Raw genomic sequence first — 20,728 nt, 5'->3', positions numbered from 1 at the left:
CAGGCTCCCTCCCGCTCAATTTGAAGGCACTCTTGCGTCCTGCTTATTGGGATTTCATGTTCTTAGCAGGTGTCCAAACATTATCCTAATCAACTGGTTTTCTCACCTGGGGTTGTTTCAACTGGCTTACACAAACAATATCCCGGCAGATAAAGCATAACCAAGATTCTGCAAACAGGCAATTAAGAAGCGTACAAACATTTATCGCTATTTACATAGAAGTATGCAAGAGCCAAATCATGGAGTTTAGCTAAAAGGTGGTCTCAAGAAGCAAACCGGTCAAACAATCTTAAGGTGCAGTTTTGCAACACCTGAATAGGCTATAGGTTGAAGACAGCTGATACATTATTCTAACCCTGATCCAAAAAAGGTTAGCCCCAAAAAACGCCAACACTCCTTTTTTGTTTTTATTTCAACCACCTATCCACCATCCCTTTTAAGGGTTGCATCATCGATATGAACATGGGTGCCTTCCCAACTGGTCAGGATGTTTTTCGCGCTGAGCCTTAAGCAGTCACCTAGACCATACAGGCCAAAAAAGCAGGAACACCGAGTATAATTGCAGCGTTGCCAGCCAATAATTAAAAGCTATTTACGCTTCCGGTCAAACCCGAACAGTTGTTCCCGCTCATCACGCACGCCAGTAAGATGGTTGCGGGCCATCTCGGCAGCCATGGTGCTGTAGGTGGTGCCATTGCCGCCATAACCAAGGGCAAAAAACACATGGTCGATGCCTGGATACCTACCAATATAGGGCAGCCCGTCGGGCGATTCGCCAAAAGTGCCACACCATACAAAGTCCGCATTGATGTGGAGGTGCGGAAACAGGGTCCGGCAATGTTTCAGGAGGGCTTCCTCTTTAACACCCATCAGGGCATCCCGCCTTTTTGGGTTTCTGAACGGCACATCCTCGCCACCCATCATGATGCGGTTGTCGGTAGTAGTGCGACAGTAGAAATAAGGCCTTTTTGTTTCCCAGATCAGGCTACGCTCTTTCCATAACTGTTCTTCCGGAAGCGGCTGGGTTACCAAAGCATAAGTGGCATGCAGGTCCATCACCTTTCGCGGAAGAAACTGGGCCGACTCATAGCCCGGCGCACATACCACAAAGCGGCACCGTACCTGATACCCTTCACTAGTTTCCAAAACCACTCCGTCTTTTTGCGACGCCAACTTTTCAACACAGGTACGGGTATATACCTTGAGGTTGCCTTTTGCCACATTGTGTTGTATCAGCCTGGCCGTCATCTGGTAGGCATCAAACTGGAAAGCGTGCTGGTGGTAAAGAGCACAGTCTTGTTGCATAATCCGGCGGGCCTGCAATGCATCCCGGTCAAGCACACTTACCGGCAACCCGTGTTTTTGGCGGATGGCAGCCTCTTTAGGTGCTTCTTTCTTCCCGTTGCGATCGCTGGCCAGGTATATGCTGGACCGGCCGTTGCCATCACCCATCAGCCCGATTTCCGCCGATATATCCTGCACTTTGTTCACCGACTGAAAGCTTGCATGGTACACCATTGCCGCCTGCTCCTCGCCATACCATTTGGCTAGCTGCAGCATCGAAGCATCAATCTCGTAATTCAATTGGGCGGTTGAAGCCCAGGTACTGCCTGCAGCCAACAGCCGCTTATCGAGGATGGTACACCGGAAGCCGGCTTTGCACAACTCATGCGCTGCCAGGGCGCCCGAAATCCCTGATCCAATGATGACAATCTCTTCATCCGGCAGATTATGGGTGAGGGCGGGATATTCGGCCAGCAATCCATTGCGAATGAGCCAGTATGGGTAGCCGGAATGCAGGTCCATAAATAATGTTTACTGTGTTGCCTGCAAAATTCATACACAACCATTCGGCTACTTTTACTGCACACCCCTGTAATCCTGCATGCATCGCCATTTCTGATACAGGAGTCAGACCCTTACAACATTTACGTTATCACCTGTTGCAACGGCAGCAACAATGATGAAATACCGGCTTGAAAGCGTGGCATGTGCCGCATAGTTCATACTTGCGTGTTTGCAGCCTCCCTGTTGCTATTTAAGCAGGGAAAATGCATCCTGACAAATATTCGATGGCGCACATTTTACCTGAACCATCCTTTGATCTTTTCACCTGCCTGCTTCATCTTTTTCTTGAAGCCGCTTTCCTCGCCTTTCTTTTTATCCTCGCCAATCAGGTAACTATATGGCTTCAGCGGCTCCACATGGTCACAAACTATTTTGGCAATGCCCATCAGCGGTATAGCCAGGATCATACCCGGTATGCCCCATACCAGTTCACCTGCAACAAGGCCTATAATGGTAAACAGGGGATTGATGCTTACCTCTGCACCAACCACCAGCGGCTCCAGAATATAAGTTTGAATAAACTGCACCAATCCATATGTAACCAGGATACCGATGACGATGTTCATGCCGCCACCCTGCACCAGCGACATCGTCAGTGTAAGTGCCGTACCCGTAAGATTGCCCACAAAAGGAACAATCTCCAGTAAACCACAAATTATGGCAAAGAAAATGGCATTCTTAACACCTGCTATGGTAAAGCCAATAGCATACATTACCCAAAGAAAAGCAACCATCAACGCCAGGCCACCCAGGTATTTCTGCGCCACTTTTTGAGCGCTGCTTACAGTATCAACCGCATTGCCTTCCTGCTCTTTGGGAACCAGCCGAACAATAAACCCCTTGATCCGTTCCCTGAAGTAAGTAAACAGGAAGATATACACCAGCACCAGCAATGTATTGGTCAGGAAACCACCCAGGCCGGATAAAAACCCGGTAATCATTGTGCCCATCTGTCCGGAGGAGGATTGCTGCTGCTTTTTAAGCAATTGCTGTTGCTGTTCCACAGGCACCCCCATTTTCTTTGCAATGAATTGCTGCGCCTGCTGGTACTTACTGGTGAGCTGTTGTTCCAGTTGTGAAGCATTTGAGGCAATATCGGATACCTGCCAGGAGATAAAGAATATTACCAGGGCGAAGAAAGCAACCAACACCAGCATAGAAAGTATAATAGCAAGCGCATGGCCTACACCTTTGTGCTGCAGCCACTTGGTAATGGGCAATAAAACCATGGCCAGCAAAGCACCAAAAGTAACCGGCACCAGGAAAGGCTTGGCATATACCAGGATCACTACAATTGCAATGAGGATAATGAAGATGGCCGCAGCTTTAATAACCTTTTGGTGTCGCATGCAAAAGTTGCGAAAAGAATTATACCAATATCACAACTTGAAATGCTCCATCCTTTCCGATGGTTTGTTTTTTGCCCCACCTATCAATCCTTTACCGGGTAAACGATCAACTATCGCCGAATGTCATGAGCAACCAAATGGAATATAAGCATGCTTACATGAGGGACTGGTGATGTTGCCCCTGCCTACAGTGAAATTGATGGCCTCTTTACCCAGTCGGGTACGGAGTGCTTTCAAGCTGCTTAACTGCGGCACGCCTCATAAGCACAAAATATACTAGAGCACAGGTTATAAAATCATACCCCGGTCAAACAGGCACCACATGAATCAATTTACCAAACCAGCAGTGATCCTTTTTGATGTAAACGAAACGCTTCTGGACATGACACCAGTAAAAAGGAAAGTAAACAGCATCCTGGACAGCAGAAGCGGCTTTCGCATCTGGTTTGGGCTCTTGCTCCAGTACTCGCTGGTAGAAAACTGCACCAACCAGTACCACGACTTTGCAACAATTGGCAATGCTGCTTTGGATCTGGCGGCTGTGGCTCTGGATGAAGAAGTGGGAGAACACGAAAAAAAGGCAGCCCTTTCCCTGATGGGACATTTGAAGCCCTATAAAGATGTAAAACCTGGACTACAGCTGTTAAAACAACAAGGACTCCGGCTGGCGACACTCACCAATTCACCGCAGCAAACATTAATGACCCAATTATCAAATAGTGCCCTAACCTCTTACTTCGAAGCCAACCTGAGTGTGGATGCTGTAAGGAAGTTTAAGCCGGCAGTGGAACCTTATCAACATGCAGCAGCAGTGCTTGGTGTTGCACCCTCCGAGATATTGATGGTGGCGGCACATGGATGGGATATTGCCGGGGCCGCCGCAGCAGGCATGCAAACCGCATTTATCAGGCGCAAGGGCCAGGCACCTTATACCCTTGCCCCAAAGCCGGATTACAGCTGCAGGCATATCAAAGACCTTGCAAATACGCTTTCCGTCTTACAACCCGGCAACCCTGAAGCAGTGAGCGCCAGGTAGTTGCAGCAAGGCACAGATACTTGCATGCTGTAATAGCTTTTCTGTGCAATTGAAAGGTTTTAAAAAAGGTCAGCTTATTGAATTGATTTCATTCATCAACTGAAAAGAATCATTTGAGAACTGTTGCAGACCGGCCCCAGTAATAACCATAAGCCGGCAAAGAGAGCACCGGGATGTCCTGATCTGTTTTTACAACGGCACCTGATGTGGCAACCAGTTGCAGGTGGGGAAAATCGACATCCTCCCTATCAAGTTGCACCTGAACAGCTTCCTTTCCGAAATTGTGGAGCATCAATAAAGATTTCCCCTGCCAGGAATAAAGCATCACCAAAACCTGCGGCGACCCGGAGTTCAACAAACGCCAGCTACCATAAGCTATTTCCGGGCACTGCTTGCGCAGGTGGGCCATCCTGGCCGTCCAGGCAAGCAGCGATGCCGTGTCTTTTTGTTGCAGTGCTACATTGGTGGAAGGATAACCGAATATTCCTGTATCAACCACCGGGCGAACGGTTTTCACTGAAGAGGAAAAGCCGCCATTAAACGATTCAGACCACTGCATGGGGGTGCGAACGGAATTCCGTTCTTTAAGCGCCAGGTTGTCGCCCATTCCTATTTCATCGCCATAGCGCAGCACCGGCGTGCTGGGCAAGGAAAACAACACACTATATGCCAGCTCCAATTGCTTGCGGTTATTATGCATCATGGGCGCCAGCCGCCGGCGGATACCCCGGTCGTAAAGTTGCATGCTGGTATCAGGCCCGAAAGCGGCATACACTTTTTCACGATCCTTTTTACTGAGCCTGCCCAGGTCCACCTCATCATGATTCCGCAGGAACTGCCCCCATTGTGCGTTGGGATAAATTTCCGAAGTGGCATCTAGTGCATCTTTCAAGGGCTTTACCTCGCCGGTAGCCAGTGCATAAAACAGGTGTTGGTTAACGAAAAAATTGAACATCATGTTCATTCCCTCACCCTGCCTTCCAAAATAATGCTCGTTTTCCGCTGGCAAAACGTTGGCTTCACCTAAAATCACGGCATCCTTTCGGATCGACTGTACAAAAGACCGCATCTGCGACAGCAGTTCGTACTGGTGCTCAAACTTTTCTCCTTTTGTTTGCGGTACTTCGATAAAAAAAGGCACACCGTCGAGCCGGAAGCCTGCAATACCCAGGTTCAACCAATGCCGGATAATCTTTTTGATTTCTGCCTGCACCTGTGGGTGCTGTGCATTCAAATCAGGCTGAAAGTCGTAAAAACGGTGATAGTAATACAATCCCGAGCGGGAATCCAGGCTCCAGATGGTTTTCTGCACGCCAGGAAAAACCATCCCCACATCATAGTTTTCAGGCCGCCCTTTCGCCCACACATACCAATCATGCATGGGCCCTGCAGTATCCCTTTGTGCCTCGCGAAACCAGGGGTGTTCATTGGAAGTATGGTTAACCACCAGGTCCATAATAATGCGCAGCCCCCGGGCATCAGCAGCTTTAATCATGTTTTGGAAATCGGCCATTGAGCCGAGCCTGAGATCGATGGTATAATAGTCCGAAACGTCGTAGCCATCGTCTTTGTTTGGAGTAGGTTGAAAAGGTGCCAGCCAAATCACGTCGGCGCCCAGCGAATCAATATAGCCCAACCTTTGGGTAAGTCCTTTGAAATCGCCCGTACCATCCCCATCCGAATCCTGGAACACTTCTACATCCAGTGTGTACATGACACTGTTTTTATACCATAAAGCAGCCGTGCTATCAACAGAAATCGGTGTGGTTGCCTGTGTTGCCCGCTGTTCTTTTTCGCCCTGCTGGCGGCATTTAACCAGGAAAGGTGCCAGGATCACAACTATAAGCGAGAAGGGAAACATTTTGTTACGCATGGATTGTATTCTTTTTGATGCTTTGCCGGTAGTTGATGCAGTTGCCAACAATAACCAAGTAATGCGCTTTCCCAAGCCTGATTAAGAACTGGGTTGTTCTGTATTCTTCGTAAAAGGGATGAAACAAAAATGCGTACTCTAACAGTAAAGTTGTACGCTACATGCAATACTGACCTACGTTAGACCGCGATTTTGTTTTCAAACCCTTGTACAGCGAATTGCGATCACACCTTGGACAACAAACTGTACTTCATAAGACAACAGCTTCTGCAATAATCATTCTTTAAAAAAATTTACCAGGAAAGTTCATTTAGGTTCAGGCTGGAACAGCCATATTCTTTCTGCTGCCTTTTCTTGCTTTTTTCCATTTGCGGCTGATATCAATACCGAACTCAGCAGCCTGAAGCAGGAAGGCTACAATGGCAAGGATATCCAGGAAAGTCTGCTTTCCTTGCTTCCACTTCTATTTCTTTTTCCTAAGCGGGCAACGGGTTATAGAAATATGATGTTTTCTGCCTAGTGGCACGGAGCATTTAAATGGACCACCATCAACCAGATGGTATCCACATTGAGACTTTAAGAACAGGAACAATAGCCCATAAAGCGTAAGATGGCAGTTGCCTGATGTCCGGGTATGTGGCTACAGAAAATTAAACCATTACCCAAAATCAAAAAGTTTCATCACCCAAGCACTCATAAATAAATGGCTCGACCGTGCTTAGAAATAGTAAACCTATACCATGCCACAGAACTTGTTACATACCGAACAAGCGAGCACCCCGGATGAGGCGTAGCTGACTACTGCTCCCGGAAGTAAACCGGAAAAACCAATGGCGCCACGCTACTGTTCTTTGAGCAAATTATCACAAGCCTCACTGTAGTGCTTCTACAGTAGTTAGTTTTTTGTTGCCAAACAGCAACTAAAAAGCAATTCTGCTCCACCATTGCAACCATTCATTTGCCGGCAGCAATAAATAATTATATCCTTTCGATTATCACGTTATGAATTGAGTAACCTTAATCAATAAAATGGCGACATGAGTGATGAAAGCTCATGAAAGCCTATGGGCTGCACGTTTTTATGGTATGGTAATTTCCAGATCTCAAACAAACCAATGCGTTGTAATACGCACACTAGGTTTTATTGAAAGCAATCGATTCAAATCCGACAAATTCAAATTATGGACGAGCAAAATAAAATTTCCCGACGCAAAGTAATTGGGGTGGCGTCGGAATGCGTTGATTTGTTGTGATGCTTACTAAATTTTTTATTACTTAAACCCAAGCATATGGACAGCTCGAAAAAGCAAAAAGAACCGATTACTGAAAAGGATCCGATGCAGCAAATTAACCTGGACGACTATGCAGGCGATGAGGAAGATAACCGCATTGCCATTGATAATGCCAACCGGTATATGGATGATATAGAAAGGGCTAAAGAGCAAGGCACCCTTAAGCCTGACCAGGAACAACCTGAATAAGCAATCTACCGAAGATGCAGATACCCGCGATTAATGCAACGTATACCAATGGTCCCTACACGCTTTCAGACCTTTTGCTGGACCGCCTGCTTGCCTGGGAAGTGGACACTATTTTTGGCATTCCAGGCGATGGCGTCAATGGTTTTATGGAAGCCCTCCGCAGAAAACAAGGGCAGATCCGGTTTATCCATGTACGACACGAGGAGATGGGTGCATTGGCAGCTGTGTCTTATGCAAAACTAACCGGCAAGATTGGGGTTTGCTTTGGTACAACTGGACCCGGTGCGGTACACCTCCTGAATGGATTGTTGGATGCGCAGATGGACCACGTGCCGCTGCTTGCTATTACAGGGATAACCTTTCACGATCTTATTGGATCGGAAAACATGCAGGGCTATGATTCCAATAAAATGATGGAGCCTTTTACAGTGTACAATGAGCGGGTAATGGGACCTGCACATGTGGAAGGATTGGTTGATAGGGCCTGCCGCACAACCCTTACCAAAAGAAGACCCGTGCATATTGCCATTCCTGCCGATTTTCAATCCTTGCCGGCAGATCATATTCAGCCTTCTAAAGAAAACGTACCGCATCACACTTCAGCCCTGTTCCATTTACCAATCCGCATCCCGGAAAAAGGTTTGTTAACAAAAGCTGCAGACCTCCTCAACACCAAAAGCAAAGTAGCCATACTGGTTGGCGTTGGTGCCTCGGGTGCTGGTGATGAGGTAGCACAAATTGCGGAACTGTTGGGTGCGCCTGTCATAAAATCAATGCTGGGAAAAGATGTCATTGCAGATGATAGCCCCTACACAACAGGTGGCACGGGTCATACCACTACCGCCCCGTCGAAAATGGTGATGGACACCTGCGATTGCCTGCTGATCATAGGCAGCACCATGCCCTACTTGAAATGGTATCCCAAACCCAACCAGGCCGCATGCATACAAATAGACGATATGCCTGAACGCATTGGTATGCGATACCCTGCAACCGTAGGACTTGCAGGCGATGCCAAAGCCACCCTCCAGGAATTGCTTCCCCTACTTAGGCAAAAGCAAGACCGCACATTCCTTGAACAGGCACAAGCAGGAATGGCCAGGTGGTGGCAGTTTGTGGAAGCGCAAGCTGCCCGCACATCCTTACCCATGAAGCCTCAGGTTCCGGCACAGCATCTGTCCTCGCTCTTAGCTGATGACGCCATCTTGCTTGGGGATGCAGGCACAGTGGCTTACTGGATCAATAAACACATCAAACTTCGTAAAGGACAGCGGTTTACCCTGAGTGGAACCAGTTGTACTATGGCTTCCGGAATCAGTTATGGTATTGGGGCCCAGGCGGCATTTCCAAAGCGACAGGTTGTGGTGATGACCGGTGATGGTGCCATGACAATGGCTTTAGGCGAGCTTCTTACCCTGGCACAGTATCAGCTGCCTGTAAAGTTGCTGGTGTTTAAAAATAATACGCTGGCACTGGAGAAATGGGAGCAGATGGGGTTCATGGGCAATCCTGAGTTTGGCAACGACCTTTTGCCTGCCGATTTTGTGAAAATAGCCGAAGGCTGTGGCGTAAGAGCCATAAAGATTGATGACCCTACCACGTGCCGTCAGCAATTACAAGAGGCATTGATGGCAGATGGGCCAGTGCTGATCGAATGCGTGGTTGACCCGCACGAGCCCGCGCTGGCAACGCCTTTACCTGAAGAGCACGCAGCCAACTTTCTTGAATCGTTCGATAAAATCAGCAAGGATAAATCAGAACTATTGCATGGTCTTAGAGAAAGCTTGCAGCAGCAGATGGATATACTACCAGAAACAATGGGTGCGCAAGCAAGGAAGCTATTGGATGCATTGAAAGAAATGGACTAAAAAGTTTCAGTTCATGATTTAAATCCTGCACCGCAACCCGGTGATGTTGAGCACCAAGCTGTCAGCGTTCTGTATAAACTGCAGCTTCTCCCTCGGGCAACCTTGTTGAATTGCGCCCGTCATTTTAATTCGTTAGCCAGGCCTGCCACTATTTCGTACAGCTCCATCATCTTGGCGGCTTCGTTGATATCAATGGTAAGCTAACCCTGGCTTTTACTATCTGTGCATACAGCCATGGCTTGCTTCAGGTTGTTGGCAAAACAAGGAAATAATCAAATGGACCATATAACCAATAAAGTCGTTTTTGTACATGGGCAAAAGGCAACCAAATGTGATTCCGGTAATAACTACAATTGCAGCATCGCTGGCAGTGGGATGGCGGTACAGGTACAGCAGCTGCAGGAAGATCGGGGCTTTTTACAACAAGTGCAGGCAAACTGGGAGATGGCCCATTCGGCTATTATAATTACGAATTGAGGCACAACGCTACTAATGAAAGGTATTCTCTACCGGGTATGCAACGTTGGCTGTAAACAATGAAACGACCCCTGGATCCTGGTGCCGTTTCACCAGCCAAGCGATGCTGTTATTCAGGAGCGCATGTTGAGCCGCCCAGCTTTTAACTCACCCGATCAGGGTTCAATTTCAAGCCAGACCAATGCAGCTCCTGAAAAATGAAAATGATTATATCCGTCCTTGTAAGGTATGCTGCCCGCATGTTGCCTTCAAAAGCTATTACTTGTTACTTTACAGGTTTATCCTTCTTTTCAAAACGCAGGCCGGGCTTTGTGACAACCCAGGGTGTGCACCGGCAAACAGTTTTCCGGCTTCCTGATCGCCCTTCAATTGCCATTTGTACCAGGCTGTAGCCACCTTTGCAAATTCACCTTCCTGTGGCTGGCTGTACGTTCCGCCATGCCCTACATCCATATTAGCTACGTAAACAGGCACATGATCAATCCGCCGGTAATCGTCCATGCCATTCTTATAAGCGATGTCCTTTTCGCCTTCAAGTAAATACAGGGTTGGTGTATGGAGTTTTTGAAGGTGATCCTTTGTGAGGCCCGGCATTCCGGACAATCTTTTGGTGGTATCTGCCAGGATGCCGCTGTTACAAACCACCACGGTGCTGACGCGTGGGTCGGAAGCCACTTCCAGGGTTTGCAAGCCGCCGCAAGACATGCCACTAACCGCAATTTTGTTACCATCGATCTTATTGAAATATGGAAATGCACCTCGGCTCACCACCAACTAAGCGTACCACCCGCTTTTTGCTGGTGCAGCCAAGCGCAGGGCTAGGCGGAACACCAACAATGCCGAAAACGGCCGTCAATATGCGGTTAGAAATTCCATGGCCTTCAGCTTCCCTAGCCCATTGCTGCACCTGTTACACTTTATCGTCTGGGCAAACCACAACGGCGAAAAAGAAAAAGCATTCACCGTATTATGTTTAAGTTTAATCGATTGCATAGTATGTTTGCATCCACATACCAATAGGCAAAATGCTCTGTGCTTCTTGTTTGTCAAGGTGTCTTATGGAAAAACCATACTTCGATTCCTATGTTTGATGTGTTGAAAAGAAATAATGTCTCGATCCAGGGGAAGGGCGAGGAAACAATCATTTTTGCCCATGGTTTCGGATGTAACCAGAACACCTGGCGGGAGGTAGCACCTGCTTTCGAAGATCGCTACCGGGTTGTGCTTTTTGATTACGTAGGCTCGGGGCAGTCAAACCGGAATGCCTATGACCCCCAAAAATACAGTTCGTTGGAAGGGTATGCACAGGACATCCTTGATATCTGCCACGACCTGGGCGGCAACGACTTTATCCTGGTTGCTCATTCGGTGAGTTGTATGATTGCCGTATCGGCAGCCTTGCAGGAGCCACAATTGTTTAAAAAGCTAGTTTTTGTAAGTCCGAGCCCTTATTTCTTTGCGGATGGCGAATACAATGGCGGATTGGACAAGCAGGATATCGATGGCCTTTTTGAGATGATGGACAACAATTACCTTGGATGGTCTTCGTTGATGGCCCCGCTGATCATGGGCAATCCGGAGCGGCCGGAACTGGGCGAAGAACTGACCAATAGTTTTTGCGCCAACGATCCAGCTATTGCACGCCAGTTTGCCAAGGTTACTTTTTACTCCGATTATCGATCTTTTCTTCCACTGGTTGAAGTAGAAAGCCTTACCCTTCAGTGTACCGATGATATGCTGGCACCCGCTCATATTGGCGCTTATGTAGCCGAACACATGCCCAACAACTCATTGGTGCATCTGAAAGCCAGCGGGCATTGTCCGCATTTAAGTGCACCCCACGAGGTGGTGAGGTCTATCAGCAGTTTTTTGAAACATGAGTAGGTGCGTCAACACACTTCAATATGTAGCGAATGATCAGTGAATACGATTTTGAACATGCGCCTTGCGGGTATTTGTCGTTTTACCCCGATGGAACCATTTGCCAGATCAACCAAACCCTCCTGAACTGGATCCAGTACCGGAAGGAAGAGGTTGTGGGTGTCAAGAAATTGGACGCAATTACCGCAAAGGGCACCAGCATCTATTTTCAGATGTTTGTTTATCCCTTGCTGAAAATGCAGGGATACATCAATGAACTGAGTATTGACATCCTTTCCTCCGAAAATACCAGCACCAGTTGCCTGTTCAATGCTTCCGCCATCAAGCATGAAGATGGAAGTCTGCGCCAGATCAATGCGATTCTTTTCAGCATCTCTGACCGGAAAAAATATGAGGTGGAAATTCTGAACGCCAAGAAAATGGCGGAAGCTGCTGCCGACCACAAGGAACACACTTTACAGGCACAACGGAGAATTTTATTCATCCTTGGCCACGACACCCGTGCTCCGCTTTATTCCATCAATATGATGATCAGGCTAGCGGCAGAGGGAAAAATCGCGCAGCAAGAGATCATACCTTTCTTTGAGCGGATGGCAAACCAGCTGGATGCCACGCTTATCTTACTGGCGGACCTACTTAGTTGGTCGGATGCCTTATTAAACAATAAAAAGCAGGCAGAATCTTCTTTTTTGCTTCAGGATGTTGTAAGGGAGGTATTTGAACTGTTGCAGGGCAATGCAGACGCGAAAAACATTGTTCTTAAAAGCGAGGTGAGCCCTTTACTGGAAATGAGTTCGAATCGGCAGGTTATTACCTTCATCATCCGCAACCTGGTAAACAATTCCATAAAATACACCAGCAGCGGAGGGGTAACTGTTACCGTAACTACAGGTGCCGATCCGGGCACTTTATCCATACATGTGCAAGATACCGGGATAGGCATGCCACCTGAAAAATTGAAAAAATACGTTACCGGGAAGTTGACTTCAACCGCCGGAACCAACAACGAAAAAGGTGCAGGCATGGGCATGGCCCTGGTAAATGAATTTCTGCTGCAACTGAACGGCAGCATTCAGGCGGAAAGCCATGAGGGTATAGGCACTACCACAACCATCAAACTACCCTGCCTTTTATAGCCGTTGTTGGTGCCCCTTGCCCTGAAGCTGTACCAACAACGGCGGAAACCAGGAGTAGTTTGACCTTAGGGCTATTTTTCATTTACTTTTTTGAGTGCTTCTTACTTGTGGGCAGCCAGCTTCTGAACTTTCTATAAAGTAAGTTTTGGTTCTTTGCCAGCTTAGGACGGGTGCCATTCAGGTGGCGGCTAACGGTTAACGCATTGTTGTCAGGCGGGGAAATAGCGCTGCGTCTGCTTGGCTAATGTACAAATGCTTACTTAAAAAACTGCCGATCGGCTTATGCTATTTAGCCCCGCTTGCGGCAATGCGCTGTTGGGCGCACCGCTCTCCCAAGCATAGCCATTTACGTTAAGTTCATAAGTTTTCTTGGTTGATAAGTTAACTTTAATATTGAAGTAGCAATTGCCTCCATCCTTGACAAACACTACTTCCGTTTTCCAGTCGTCACTCCATGAGTTACAAAAGAAATTTGCCCATACCTCCTTTTCACCTTTGGTGTTGATTACCGGAATGTATTGCCGTTTATACTTATGATTTGTAAAGTAAACGCTGTAGGCTTCCTTTAAATGCTCTTTCAAGCTTTGATTATATGTATTGGCCTGTTCCTTAATGATGTTGTCGAGTTGCATGATCTCGTCGGTTGTTAAGTTTGTTGGTTCATATTCCTTGGGAAATGGCCCATATTCAGATTTGTCGAACTGAATAACAGCAACAATTGATGTGTCAAAACCAGAGGTTTGGCTTGGCTTGGTTGATTGCTCGTTTGGTTGGATACATGATGTTGCTACAATCAATGTGAGCAAGGAAAGTTTGAGCAGGAAGTTTGATTTCATTTTCTTTTCCAAGAGATGCACCTTGGGGCTGTTTCCATAAGTTGCGCCCAACACGCTAATATACGAACCATCTTTGGCTCTCCCTTTCTCTAACTATCTCATTTTCAAAACCTGCTGTGTGTCTTTGTTAAATTGTACAATCTTACAAGAACCCTTCTTTTTTTGCTAAATCATCCAGAGGGTTCCCAATGCTGATAATGTCACTCCGACCAACATGTAAGTAACACTCTGTGGTTTTGATGTTGAAGTGGCCATGTAGCTCCTTTATGTATCAGATGTCTGTGCCACGTTCCAGCAAATGGGTGGCAAAGCTATGCCTCAGGCTATGGAAGCTTACTTCCCTGCGATTTCCTGCTGCCAACCGTGCGCGATGAAACACTTTTGTGCTGCACAAGCACTGTAATGCGTATTTGGCTTTTCCCCTTCGAATATATAAACCTCTGATCGACGCTTCAACCCTAAATAATAGTTCCGGAGCAAAGTAAGTACCAACTCGCCCAGCATCATGTAACGGTCCTGTTTATCATCACTGAATACAATTTTTCACACCAAAGTTATATGGCATTAACCCAGGATAGCCGTTTTGTAATTAGGAAACCTTGTGGAGGTGCTCACAATCCTACCAAGGTGATTCTTTTACAACGTTTTCAAACAGGTTGGAAAAATCACTTTCTGAATGCAACAAAAGAAGTGAACAATGCCTTAGGCAAAAGGAAAGTAAGTGACAAAACAAGAAGTTACGAAAACCCTAAAAAGTTAGTACCGATGTACAGGAACTATGCAAACCTAAAGGTAGCTGCTGGTATAAGCCATTTAAGTCAGCGGTTAAAGCAACTGAATAGCCAAAGGTCATTCACTGACGTTACTTTATCAAAGCAACTGTTCCTCGTTTCACTTGTGGCACTTGGTCAGCATTCCGGTAAGTACATAACCATGTGAAAATTGCGGTATTGTCAGCAACTCCTTTTACTTTTCCATTCCAACCCTGCTCAAGTATTCGGGATTCATAAACTACATCTCCCCACCTGTTAAATACCAAAAAATGATAGTTAGCAACAGGCTCAAAAATTAAAGGCTTGAAAACCTCGTTCAGCCGGTCACCATTGGGAGAAAATGCATTGGGTATATAAAACCCTTCTAAGCATTGCTTCTGTTTTATTAAAATACTGTCCCTTCCCCGACATCCATACAGATCCAATGCTTCCAGCCAGTACGTTCCAGGCTTGAAAATATCTATTTCAGAGGTAACAGCATTTGTGCTCCATAAGTATTGCGCATAGGTATTCAAAGGCTTCAATTTGATGCTACCATACTGACATAAAGAAAGCTGGGCGGGCAGAAAATTGGCAGGAGCAGCAACCCTTTTGTTTATGCGTACTTGGCCATCACCATAGCACCCATTACGATCTACAACCATTACCCTATACATTCCTGTATCCTGTACGGCAATTGATGATGTAGTCGCACCTGTGCTCCAAAAATAATTACTAAAGCCACTTCCCGCTTCCAGGACTCGGGCCTGTCCGCTGCACAGTACCGTATCAAAGCCCAACCTGACTTGCGGGACTGGAAATAAATTCAACACTTTGATAGTATCGGTTGATACACAGCCATTGCTATCCCAAGCCTTTACAGAATAAGCGCCTTTGGCAGTCACCGATCTACTAGCTGTGCTGCTTCCATCCCACCAAAGCAATTGATTAAAATCAGACCCTACCTGTAAAACCAGGCTGTCACCAGTACACAAACTGGTATCGTTTCCTAAATCTAGGAACATGGGCGCCTTCACCTTTATTGAAATTATATCTGTAACAGTGCACCCACTTAAATGGGTTGCCATTGCAGTGTAGGTATCAGATGAATCTGGATGTATAAGGATAGAAGAATCGGAGCCAAGCAAGGTTCCATCTGAAGTACGCCAAACATATGAATTAAAACCCGGTGGCATCTGAAGCATAATTGTATCGCCATCACAAAGGGTACGATCCGCACCTATATCAAAGTTACCCGCAAGTCCTTCCGTAACCCGTATGGTGTCACTAAACACGCCTCCACAACTATTAATAGTTCTAACGTGGTATATGCCTGGCTTCTTTACATCATAGGTAGAACCTATTGATCCATCCTGCCACTGGTAGCTGGCAAAACCGTCACCAGCCCTAAGTTGCAACGACTGCCCACTGCAAAGGGCCGTATCCGAACCCAAGCTGAAGGAAGCCGCTGAAAAAGATATGGACAAGGTAATGCTGTCTTTAATGGTACCACATAATCCTTCAATTGCAGCGGCGACTTTGGAGCTGCCCTGTTTTATAGCTATAAATCGCACTTCGGATTCAGTTTGCCCTACCCATCGAAACATACTTTGATCGTACGTAAATGCCGGAGCAGCAATACATCCTGCGTTCTTTCGAATGGATAAGACTAAGGTATCACCTGCACTGCAAATATTCCGGGAAACGCCCAGTGAAAAGCTGGAACAATCGCTAACACGTGTACAAAGCTGTTCAAGCGATAAAGGCAAATTGCCGGACAGGTTATAGCTGATAACTGTATCTGTTATTGGTGCCGGCTCCGCGGTAAATGTCACGATAACCGACCTGGACCGCGCTTCCCCAAATTTGAAAAATAAATCAGTAGTACTACAGTTAAGTTCGCCCGATATGGGCAAACGGCTTATAAAGCTGCTACCCGGCTTATTACCTTCATAACTTGTGCCGCTAAGCACAACTTCATTGTTGGAGCGCACCCCAAGACCAAAAACTAGCGCTATACCCCCGATCTGCGGATAAACTTTCGACCAGGCCCCCCCTAACTGCGGATGGAATTTTACTACATTGATTCCAGTATTGGCAGGAGCACTGGTCAGATAAAAACGATCGCCATACAAAATATTGCCTGCACCGTCCAAGGCAGCAGCGCCACGGTCACGCCAACCCTGCTGGCTAAGGCATTTGGAGCTTACTACCTGCCCATCCAAATCTGTAACAAGAACGATGGTAGTATCACCACTCAAAACATTATTGGTACCTAACAAGTACAACTGATTACTGCCAGGTTTCAAAACATGCTTAAAGCTCGCCTCCCCATTATTGAAACTGTAGAATTTAGACCATTGCAGCGCGGCAGTTCTTGCATTGACCCGAAGCAGCATTCCTTGGTGCTTATACCAGTCGTGGCAATACCCTGCGATATAGGCAGTTCCGTTATGCAATACCATTTGGTTGGCTTGCATGGAACGCAGCGTTACTGGCTGGTAAAACGCCTGGGAAAACTTTAGCGCCCCCTGTTGATCAAACCGGGCAAAGAATATCTTGTCGCTGAAGGATAAGCCATTGGCCATAAAATTGGCCAGGAGCAAAAAAGCACCTTCCGCATCTTCCTTTATATCTGCAATACCTAAAGAGGCGCCCAATTTAAAAGAATAATCTTTTCGCCATTGTAAGCGGCCATCAAGGTCAAACCGACACAACACCAAACCAGTAAGACCCATATGTTCCTGGTAACCCGCAGTCAGCACCCCCCCATCTGCACATCGTATTATTTTTTGGAAATACTGAGCCCCATCACTTTCAAAAACTCGCTCCCAGACTATATTCCCGTTTACATCCAACCTGACCAGGAGGGCATCTCCATTCACTCCAGTTGAAGGGCTTATTTGCCCACACAAGATGATACTGTTGTCCTGAAGCATCACTTGGTCATGGGTAATTACCTGCACTCCTGCAGCGTAAAGCTTTTTAATATAAAACGAATCAGGGCATGATTGCCCCAAAGATTGACGGCAACAGCAAAGTGCCGCAATGGTGAGCAGCACAAGTAAGAAAAGTCTTGGCATAATAGATAGAACAACTAAGGGTAAGGCTAAGATACTGTTTAAATGCCGAGCTCGTTAAGTTCAATGAGCTATAACTAATAAGGGTGGAACAATGCATGCTGAAACTAAACAAGAAAATTAAGTCGCTTTAAAAGCCTTTCACTAGGCTATATGTATAAGTAATGTTGCAGACCATCGCAATTAATAAGAGTCAATATCTTGACAGTTGGTTCGAAAAACAATGTAATGCTTTACCTGAGGATTGCCGTCATTGACTTTTGTGCAGCAGATGTTTTGGTAAATGTGCCTACAAGAAGATCGCCGATTTTGCAGATAAGCCAAATTGTAACAACCATAAACAGCCACATATAAATTATGTGCAAACTTATGACCGTGGACCTCTAGATAAGGAAGCAGCAAGCCGGTTCAAGAGGGGGAAAATGCTATTTAATAGTAAAGGCGCGTTCCTCTAGCATAATCACCCTGCTCCACTAGTTTTTGCATTTGCAGGTTGTGTTCTGAAAATATCTGGAGCAGCATCTTTGGTTTGCACACTTCTTTTCCTAGTATTTTATTCTTTAGCTTTTCAATCGTGAAGGCTCAAATGCACGGTTCACAGATAATTCAATACGTTCAGAAGCAACAGTTATACGCATGTACACCAGCATGCTTTCTTTTTCGAAGTTTTGCTTTTTTTCAACCTGAAGCGAACACTTAATCGATTCATTACCATAAAATAAATTTTAAGGGTTAATAAAATTAGATTATCAAGTAACCGAAAGCAAAGGTGTTCAAAAATTTAACCATTTGACATACAGCCAATTACAAAGGGATCGGGACTCCAAATTCCAGGTTCCATTGGGTCCCGTTTTAGTCTCCTTTTTTTGGTGCTAATTGGCTGTTTGTGACAAAGAATCCGTAATAAAAAAGCCTGTAAACTAGTAGTTTACAGGCTTTTACCTCTTTTGAAGAACATAACTGGCGGAGACTGAGGGATTCGAACCCTCGATACCCTTTAGAGGTATACACACTTTCCAGGCGTGCTCCTTCAACCACTCGGACAAGTCTCCATTGTTGCGGGGTTGCAAATGTAGGGTTTATCCTTTTATGTTGAACAAGTGCTGTGCATTTTCTGTGGTGCGGGCAGCTACTGTTGCTTCAGGAAGCCCGGTCAGTTCGGCCAGTTTGGCTACTACATGGGTCAGGTACGATGGCTCATTGCGTTTACCCCGGAAAGGCACTGGCGCCAGGTAGGGCGCATCGGTTTCCAGCACCACCTTGTCAAGCCCAACGGCGTTGATCACTTTGTCGAGGCCGCCGTTCTTAAAGGTCACCACACCACCGATGCCCAGGTAAAAGCCTGTTGCCAGGGCAGCTTCAGCTTCTTCAACAGACCCCGAAAAACAATGAAACACACCCCGCAAACCCGGGTACTGCCGCACCACGTCGATGGCTTCGGGGGTAGCATTGCGCGAATGGATGGAAATTGGCAGGTTATATTCCAGCGCCAGGGCTATCTGCTGGTGAAAAGCTTCATACTGCTCTTTTTCGAAGGTGCGGTCCCAGTAAAAATCGAGCCCTATTTCACCAACGGCAATAAAGGAACGCTGCGCCAGGTAATTTTTGATGATGGACAGTTCCGCCTCGAAGTTTGCTTTTACCGAGCAGGGGTGCAAGCCCATCATGGGCAGGTAACCATAAGTATCGGCAACCTGCAAAAGCTGTTGATGGGTTTCGCTATCAATGGCGGGCAGCAGCATTTGCGTAACACCTGCTTCCCTGGCCCTGCCCACCAGGTTTTCAAGGCTTTCATTCAGTTCGGGCAGGTAAATATGGGTATGCGTATCAATGATCGGATTCATGGAATGCAAAACTGCAGTTTTATTGGCAGGACCAAAAACAAAGAACAATTTCCTGGCTGGGAAGACTGAATGCCAGGTTAAGAAACAGATATTTTTTTCTGTAACAACTGTAGAAAAGAGGACCTAATCAAATTATCCGTACTACAAAATGCGATTCAGGATTGAATAGAAGCCTCCATATCGGCTGTTTGCTGGAACTAAAGCCTTGGGTTTGCTACTCAGTCCGCCCCTAATCAGTTGAAACTCACCTACAAACCTGTGCCCTGCACGCATAATCACCTCATCAACAATGGTTTTTGTAAAAAGCCGGAACCCAAGCCAGACATGGATTTGACCCCAAGGCAAAAAATAAAGGAGAAAACTAAGGGAAATTACTTGCGACTAATTCAAAAAAAACTTTATACCTTTAGCACAGTTTTCATAGGGTACGGATTAAAAACGGGCCAGGGTTTCTACCCCGGCCCTACTTTTTTACTACAACACCAAGGGCTGAAATTGATATCCTCTTTCCATAAAATACGACAATACCCGTGGTAAGGCATATGCCATATTCCGGTAAGCTTTCTCACTGTCGTGAAATACGATTACCGATCCGGGCCGGGCATTCCGAACCACATATTGCAAGCACTGCCCCGGGCTGATGCCCTGGTCAAAATCGGCACTCAACACATCCCACATGATGATTTTGGCTTCAGGTTTTTGCATGGCTACCGCAACCTGTTTGGCCTGGCTGCTTCGGATGCGGCCATAAGGTGGCCGAAACAACCGGGTATCAATATGGCGTGCCGCTTCCCCGATATTGGCCAGGTATACATCATTGGCAGTATGTACGCCATTCAGGTGGTTATGGGTATGGTTGCCCACGCCATGGCCTTCGGACAGTATGCGTTGGTAGGTACCGGAATGGGCCAAAACATTTTTACCAATACAGAAAAAGGTGGCCTTGGCGCCATATTGTTTTAATTGATCCAACACAAAGGCAGTGATTTCGGGGTGCGGGCCATCGTCGAAAGTGAGGTACAACACTTTTTTCCGGGTGGGCATCCGCCAGATGTACCGGGGAAAGATCCAGCGGACCCAAAAGGGTATTTTAATCAGGAAGCGGTGCATCCAGCGAAGGTAGGCAGGACAACGCCTAAGGACACTGTCATCCCAACGTATGTTTGCCTACCCTGTCTTCCCTGAGTACCTGTAAACACAAGGGGGATGCCGAAACAAGTTCGGCATGACAGAGACTGCAGATCGGAGTTATACTGTACCTTCCCTG

Annotated in this window: 14 protein-coding genes and 1 tRNA gene; 5 read left to right on the top strand and 10 right to left on the bottom strand. The window is 46.6% G+C overall.

Annotated elements, in window-relative coordinates; translation table 11 throughout:
* Positions 1-588: 588 nt before the first annotated feature.
* Positions 589-1,806, bottom strand: a complete 1,218-nt coding sequence (locus BUE76_RS05505; RefSeq protein ID WP_073048514.1) for an NAD(P)/FAD-dependent oxidoreductase — start codon at positions 1,804-1,806, stop codon at positions 589-591.
* Between the two features lie 278 nt (positions 1,807-2,084).
* Positions 2,085-3,197: an AI-2E family transporter gene (locus tag BUE76_RS05500; protein WP_073048517.1), complete on the bottom strand. Its 1,113-nt coding sequence runs from the start codon at positions 3,195-3,197 to the stop codon at positions 2,085-2,087.
* A 322-nt stretch (positions 3,198-3,519) separates the two neighbouring features.
* Between BUE76_RS05500 and BUE76_RS05495 the strand changes: the two genes are divergently transcribed.
* Complete coding sequence (locus BUE76_RS05495) at positions 3,520-4,233, top strand: haloacid dehalogenase type II (RefSeq protein WP_073048520.1); 714 nt, start codon at positions 3,520-3,522, stop codon at positions 4,231-4,233.
* Between the two features lie 109 nt (positions 4,234-4,342).
* On the opposite strand, the gene BUE76_RS05490 is transcribed toward BUE76_RS05495, so the two are convergent.
* The gene (locus BUE76_RS05490; protein WP_216820626.1) at positions 4,343-6,106 is read right to left on the bottom strand and encodes an alpha-amylase family protein; all 1,764 of its coding nucleotides are present in this window, start codon (positions 6,104-6,106) and stop codon (positions 4,343-4,345) included.
* Positions 6,107-7,395: 1,289 nt separating this feature from the next.
* Between BUE76_RS05490 and BUE76_RS05485 the strand changes: the two genes are divergently transcribed.
* Positions 7,396-7,587 (top strand): hypothetical protein, encoded by a 192-nt coding sequence (locus BUE76_RS05485; RefSeq protein WP_073048522.1) that lies wholly within the window; start codon positions 7,396-7,398, stop codon positions 7,585-7,587.
* 14 nt (positions 7,588-7,601) lie between these two features.
* On the top strand, positions 7,602-9,455 hold the full coding sequence (locus BUE76_RS05480) for a thiamine pyrophosphate-dependent enzyme (RefSeq protein ID WP_073048526.1): 1,854 nt from the start codon (positions 7,602-7,604) through the stop codon (positions 9,453-9,455).
* Between the two features lie 747 nt (positions 9,456-10,202).
* Here BUE76_RS05480 and BUE76_RS05470 read toward each other — a convergent pair.
* Positions 10,203-10,637 (bottom strand): hypothetical protein, encoded by a 435-nt coding sequence (locus BUE76_RS05470; protein WP_178371849.1) that lies wholly within the window; start codon positions 10,635-10,637, stop codon positions 10,203-10,205.
* Positions 10,638-11,015: 378 nt separating this feature from the next.
* Between BUE76_RS05470 and BUE76_RS05465 the strand changes: the two genes are divergently transcribed.
* Together BUE76_RS05465 and BUE76_RS05460 are read left to right on the top strand one after the other, a co-directional pair.
* Positions 11,016-11,816, top strand: a complete 801-nt coding sequence (locus BUE76_RS05465; RefSeq protein ID WP_073048532.1) for an alpha/beta fold hydrolase — start codon at positions 11,016-11,018, stop codon at positions 11,814-11,816.
* Between the two features lie 29 nt (positions 11,817-11,845).
* Entirely contained in the window at positions 11,846-12,949 is a 1,104-nt protein-coding gene (locus BUE76_RS05460; RefSeq protein WP_073048534.1) for a PAS domain-containing sensor histidine kinase, read from the top strand.
* 260 nt (positions 12,950-13,209) lie between these two features.
* On the opposite strand, the gene BUE76_RS05455 is transcribed toward BUE76_RS05460, so the two are convergent.
* The 6 genes from BUE76_RS05455 to BUE76_RS05430 all read right to left on the bottom strand — a co-directional run bounded on the left by BUE76_RS05455 (position 13,210) and on the right by BUE76_RS05430 (position 20,571).
* Positions 13,210-13,797 (bottom strand): hypothetical protein, encoded by a 588-nt coding sequence (locus BUE76_RS05455; protein ID WP_143157477.1) that lies wholly within the window; start codon positions 13,795-13,797, stop codon positions 13,210-13,212.
* 259 nt (positions 13,798-14,056) lie between these two features.
* Positions 14,057-14,164 (bottom strand): tyrosine-type recombinase/integrase, encoded by a 108-nt coding sequence (locus tag BUE76_RS25445; RefSeq protein WP_073048554.1) that lies wholly within the window; start codon positions 14,162-14,164, stop codon positions 14,057-14,059.
* 483 nt (positions 14,165-14,647) lie between these two features.
* Positions 14,648-17,620 (bottom strand): T9SS type B sorting domain-containing protein, encoded by a 2,973-nt coding sequence (locus tag BUE76_RS05445; protein ID WP_083596738.1) that lies wholly within the window; start codon positions 17,618-17,620, stop codon positions 14,648-14,650.
* 958 nt (positions 17,621-18,578) lie between these two features.
* Positions 18,579-18,669: transfer RNA gene (locus BUE76_RS05440), tRNA-Ser, on the bottom strand.
* Positions 18,670-18,696: 27 nt separating this feature from the next.
* Positions 18,697-19,461, bottom strand: a complete 765-nt coding sequence (locus BUE76_RS05435; protein WP_073048556.1) for a TatD family hydrolase — start codon at positions 19,459-19,461, stop codon at positions 18,697-18,699.
* A gap of 474 nt (positions 19,462-19,935) precedes the next feature.
* A complete protein-coding gene (locus tag BUE76_RS05430) occupies positions 19,936-20,571 on the bottom strand; it encodes a polysaccharide deacetylase family protein (RefSeq protein WP_073048543.1) in 636 nt (211 codons plus the stop codon).
* Positions 20,572-20,728: the final 157 nt, after the last annotated feature.

Origin of the sequence: Cnuella takakiae (genome assembly GCF_001953305.1) — a bacterium.
In the GTDB taxonomy this organism is placed as follows: Bacteria; Bacteroidota; Bacteroidia; order Chitinophagales; family Chitinophagaceae; genus Flavisolibacter; species Flavisolibacter takakiae.
The sequence above is the reverse complement of the archived record's forward strand: the minus strand, read 5'-3'. Positions and strand labels throughout refer to the sequence as shown.